Here is a 4449-nt window from a genome sequence, read left to right on the forward strand (position 1 = left end):
CCGACGGCCTCGCTGGAAAGCCGCGTCGCGGCCGCGCTGCGCGGTTGAGGACGGGACGGGCAGTCAGGCAAATGGGGCCGGATCTGTCGGGCGTGGGTGGGTGCGGTCACAGGAGGCCGGTGCCTGACCGTTGCCCACGCGGGGGCGGCGGATCGCGCCGCCGGCTCCGCGCGCCGAACACCGAACCGGTGGCCGAAGGGCGCTGCCGATTCCTCCAGATTGACGGGAATCCGTTTGTCAGCACTTGATATAAAGGAAACATTCATGATGAAAAAGCTTATGGCCGCGGGATTGGCGCTGGCGGGAATGGCGTCTCCGATCACCGCGCGGGCCGCGGGTGCGCCGATCATCGAAGTCGTCACGGCGACGCTGAGAAGCGATGTCACGGTCGCGCAAATGGAAGCGATCGATCACGAGATCGGCACGAACCTGATCGCAAAGCGCCCGGGCTTCGTGTCGCGAGAATCCGCGCCTGGCAGCGACCATAGCTGGCTGGCGATCGTTCATTGGCGGTCGGTCGCCGATGCCGACGCGTCCATGGAAAGCTTCTCGTCGGCCCCCATCTCGGCGAAGTTCATGGCGATGATCGTGCCGGGTTCCCTGGTGATGAAACGCTATGCCCGATAAGCGGCTTTTTTGTCGGCCTGATGGGAGAGACGGACCTTCGTGTCGGGTCATCCCTCCCGTGCCATTGCGACGAAGGCGCCCAGCACCGGACGTGCCTGTCGCCGTGATGGATGATAGAGGAAAAAACCCGGAAATTCCGGCGTCCAGTCTGCGAAAAGCCGCACGAGCCGCCCTTCGGTTACGAATGGTGCCGCACGGTCTTCCAGCACGTACGCTATGCCGATCCCTTCCAGCGCCGCCTGCAGCATCAACTCGGGCTCGTTGAATGTCAGCGGTCCGTCGACGCGCACCTCCAGCATTTCCCCTGCGCGCTCGAACTCCCAGGCGTAAAGCGATCCGGCCGCGACCATGCGATAGTTGATGCAGCGATGGCCCGTCAGCGCGCGCGGGTCGTCCGGCATCCCGTGGCGGGCCAGGTAATCCGGCGACGCCACGACCGCCATGCGTAAGTCCCCGCCCATCCGGATTGCGACCATGTCCTGCTCGATCTTCTCGCCGAGACGGATCCCGGCGTCGAACCCGTCGGCGATGATGTCGCGAAAACCATAATCGATCAGCACCTCGATCGTCGCATGCGGGTAGGTTTCCGTGAAGCGGGGCAGGATGGGCCGCACGACCGCTTCATACCCCTCTCGCGTCGCCGTCAGCCGGAGCGTGCCGGACACGCGATCGGCCCCGGTCTGCAGGAGGTCGAGGGCCTCGTCGATCTGTCGCAAGGCCGGGTCGAGTGCTGCGAGCAAGGCCGCGCCGGACGCGCTCGGCGCGACGCTGCGGCTGTTGCGCTGAAGCAGCCGCACGCCGAGGGCGGCTTCGAGCCGGCGGATCGTATGGCTGAGATTCGAGGTCGACATGCCAAGCTCGGCCGCGGCCCGGGTGAAGCTGCGATGCCGCGCGACCACGCCGAACATCGCCAGATCATCCAGGCGTCTTTCGCGCATCATGCAATTCCTTTCAACACGTCATCTCATTTATCCCATCTTATCGCGCGATGTGCCGTGCGCCACAGTGCCGCTGCGTCACCACGACAGGAGTGCAGGATCATGATCGAGCGAAATGCAGTGTGGCTGATTACGGGATGTTCGTCGGGCCTGGGCCGTGCCCTGGCCGAACAGGTGCTTGCGGCCGGATACCGGCTGGTTGCGACGGCGCGCCGTCCGGAAACGCTGGGCGATCTTGTCGCGCAGGCTCCGGACCGCGCGATGGCACTGGGCCTGGATGTCACCGACGCTGCACAGATCGAAGCGGCCATACGGCAGGCCGAAGCCCGCTTCGGCGCGATCAACGTTCTCGTCAACAATGCGGGCTATGGCTATGTCGCCGCCTTGGAGGAAGGCGAGGAAGCCGATGTGCGGGCCGTGTTCGAGACCAACGTCTTCGGGCCGTGGAAAGTCACCAATGCCGTCCTGCCGGGCATGCGCATGCGCGGGACGGGTCATGTCGTCAATATCGGCTCTGTGGGCGGCATGGTCACGTTCCCGGCGGTCGGTTTCTATCATATGACCAAGTTCGCGCTGGAAGGTTTTTCCGAGACGCTCGCCAAGGAAGTGGCCCCGTTCGGCATCGGCGTGACCATTGTCGAGCCGGGCGCATTCCGCACCGAATTCCGCGGGGCGTCGATGAAGCAGTCGGCTGTTCGGCTGGCGGAATATGCCGATACGGCCGGCAAGGTGCGCGTCAATCTGCCGGCAGCCCATGGCACCCAGGCCGGCGATCCCGTGCGCGGCGCCCGGGCGATCATCAAGGCCGTGGCGGCGGAGCATCCGCCGTTGCATCTGGTGATCGGCGGTGATGCGCTCGATCTGATCCGGAAGAAGATCGCCGACCTGACACGTGATCTCGACATGTGGGAAGCCGTAACGCGCGATACCGCATTCGAGGGTGCATGAGGCGGCAGGCACCTGCCGGCTGTCGCCTCATTGTCGTCATAAGGAAAATCCCGAGGTATCCTCGGTCGATAGGGTAAATTCGATCGCCGTCCGTACTTGCGCGCATTCGGCGCCGGGCCCGGGGCTGCGGCGGCGTCCGTTCCGTGTGAAATGCCTTGACCGCGTCCGGCGCGTTGTTGCGACAATGGCGCGGGAGGGCGCGGCATGGGGTATCGGAGCATCCTGGCGGGCGAGCAGTATCGGTTTGCCGATCTGCGCCATGTGCTGGCCTGTGCGTCGCCGCTGCGCTCGGGCGATGAGCTGGCGGGGGTTGCGGCGGCCGATCCGGTGGAGCGGATCGCCGCGCGTTATGCGCTGGCGGATATTCCCCTGGCCGATTTCCTGCGAGATGCGCTGGTGCCGTACGAGCAGGACGAGGTGACGCGGCTGATCCAGGACGGCCATGGCGCGGCGGCGTTCGCGCCCGTCGCGCACATGACGGTGGGGCAGTTGCGCGACTGGCTGCTGTCGCACGCAGCGGACCATGCGGCGATCGGTGCGCTGGGGCCCGGCCTGACGCCCGAGATGGTCGCGGCGACCAGCAAGCTGATGCGCAACCAGGATTTGATCGCGGTGGGGCGCAAGATGCGGGTGGTGACGGCGTTCCGCAACACGCAGGGCCTGCCGGGGCGGCTGGGCAGCCGGTTGCAGCCCAACCATCCGACCGACGATCCGCGGGGGATCGCGGCGTCGCTGCTGGACGGGCTGCTGCTGGGCGCCGGGGACGCGGTGATCGGGATCAATCCGGCCGGCGACAATGTCGCGACCGGGATCGTCCTGCTGGACATGCTGGAGGCGATGCGCACGCGCCATGACATTCCGGCGCAGAGCTGCGTGCTGACGCATGTCACCAATACCATCCGGATGATCGAGCAGGGGGCGCCGGTCGACCTGGTGTTTCAGTCCGTGGCGGGGACGCAGGCCGCCAATACGGGATTCGGCGTTTCGCTGTCGCTGCTGGCCGAGGCGCGGGAGGCGGCGCTGTCGCTGCGGCGCGGGACGGTGGGACAGAACGTGATGTATTTCGAGACTGGCCAGGGGGCGGCGCTGTCGGCCGAGGCGCATCACGGCATGGACCAGCAGACCGCCGAGGTGCGGGCCTATGCCGTGGCGCGGGCGTTCGCGCCGCTGCTGGTCAATACGGTGGTCGGGTTTATCGGGCCGGAATATCTGTATGACGGCAAGCAGATCATCCGGGCGGGGCTGGAGGATCATTTCTGCGGCAAGCTGATGGGCCTGCCGATGGGGTGCGACGTCTGCTACACCAACCATGCCGAGGCGGACCAGGACGACATGGACAGCCTGATGGTGCTGCTGACCGCCGCGGGGGTGAATTTCCTGATCGCCGTGCCGGGCGGCGACGACGTGATGCTGAGCTACCAGAGCCTGTCGTACCATGACATGGCGACCCTGCGGTCCAGTTTCGGCCTGCGGGCGGCGCCGGAGTTCGAGGCGTGGCTGGAGCGGATGGAACTGGTGGATGCGCACGGCCGGGTGCGGCTGGACGCGCCGCGCCAACTGGGGCGGCTGGTCGCGCCGGACCTGCCGGCCTGAGCGGCCGCTTTCAAAAAATCCATTGCCGCGCGGGAGCTGTCCGCTGGAGACGGGTGCGGCAACCGGCCGCCTTGCGGGCGGTTAAGGGGGACATAGGCCCCGCTTAACGGGACGCGCCCTTGTGGCTGTGGATGGAGCGCATGTCATGACATCATCGAGCCGGACATCATCGAGCCGGGCGCGCATGGCGCAGCGCGGGAAGCGTGGCGCAGGCGGCGACCGGCGGGGCGTTGAGCGGGGATGCGATGGTCGGGATGCATGGCGCTATCTGAACCTGCACGATTATGCGCCGGTGGCGCGGCGCCGGCTGCCGCGGGCGCTTTATGCCTATGTCGCCGGGGCG

The 4449-nt window shown here is 66.7% G+C and carries 5 protein-coding genes; 4 read left to right on the forward strand and 1 reads right to left on the reverse strand.

Annotated elements, in window-relative coordinates; genetic code table 11:
• Positions 1-264 precede the first annotated feature (264 nt).
• A complete protein-coding gene (locus tag HUK84_RS11250; protein ID WP_218064329.1) occupies positions 265-627 on the forward strand; it encodes a hypothetical protein in 363 nt (120 codons plus the stop codon).
• 47 nt (positions 628-674) lie between these two features.
• Here HUK84_RS11250 and HUK84_RS11255 read toward each other — a convergent pair whose 3' ends face one another.
• Positions 675-1565 (reverse strand): LysR family transcriptional regulator, encoded by an 891-nt coding sequence (locus HUK84_RS11255; protein WP_176640379.1) that lies wholly within the window; start codon positions 1563-1565, stop codon positions 675-677.
• A gap of 102 nt (positions 1566-1667) precedes the next feature.
• On the opposite strand from HUK84_RS11255, the gene HUK84_RS11260 reads away from it, so the two are divergent.
• The 3 genes from HUK84_RS11260 to HUK84_RS22860 form a co-directional block, all read left to right on the forward strand.
• A complete protein-coding gene (locus HUK84_RS11260) occupies positions 1668-2513 on the forward strand; it encodes an oxidoreductase (RefSeq protein ID WP_176640380.1) in 846 nt (281 codons plus the stop codon).
• A 204-nt stretch (positions 2514-2717) separates the two neighbouring features.
• Positions 2718-4106, forward strand: a complete 1389-nt coding sequence (locus HUK84_RS11265) for an ethanolamine ammonia-lyase subunit EutB (protein ID WP_176640381.1) — start codon at positions 2718-2720, stop codon at positions 4104-4106.
• Positions 4107-4251: 145 nt separating this feature from the next.
• On the forward strand, positions 4252-4449 hold a 198-nt coding region (locus HUK84_RS22860; RefSeq protein ID WP_218064331.1), incomplete at its 3' end, for a hypothetical protein.

Origin of the sequence: Nguyenibacter vanlangensis (assembly GCF_013376155.1) — a bacterium.
GTDB classification, from domain to species: Bacteria; Pseudomonadota; Alphaproteobacteria; order Acetobacterales; family Acetobacteraceae; genus Gluconacetobacter; species Gluconacetobacter vanlangensis.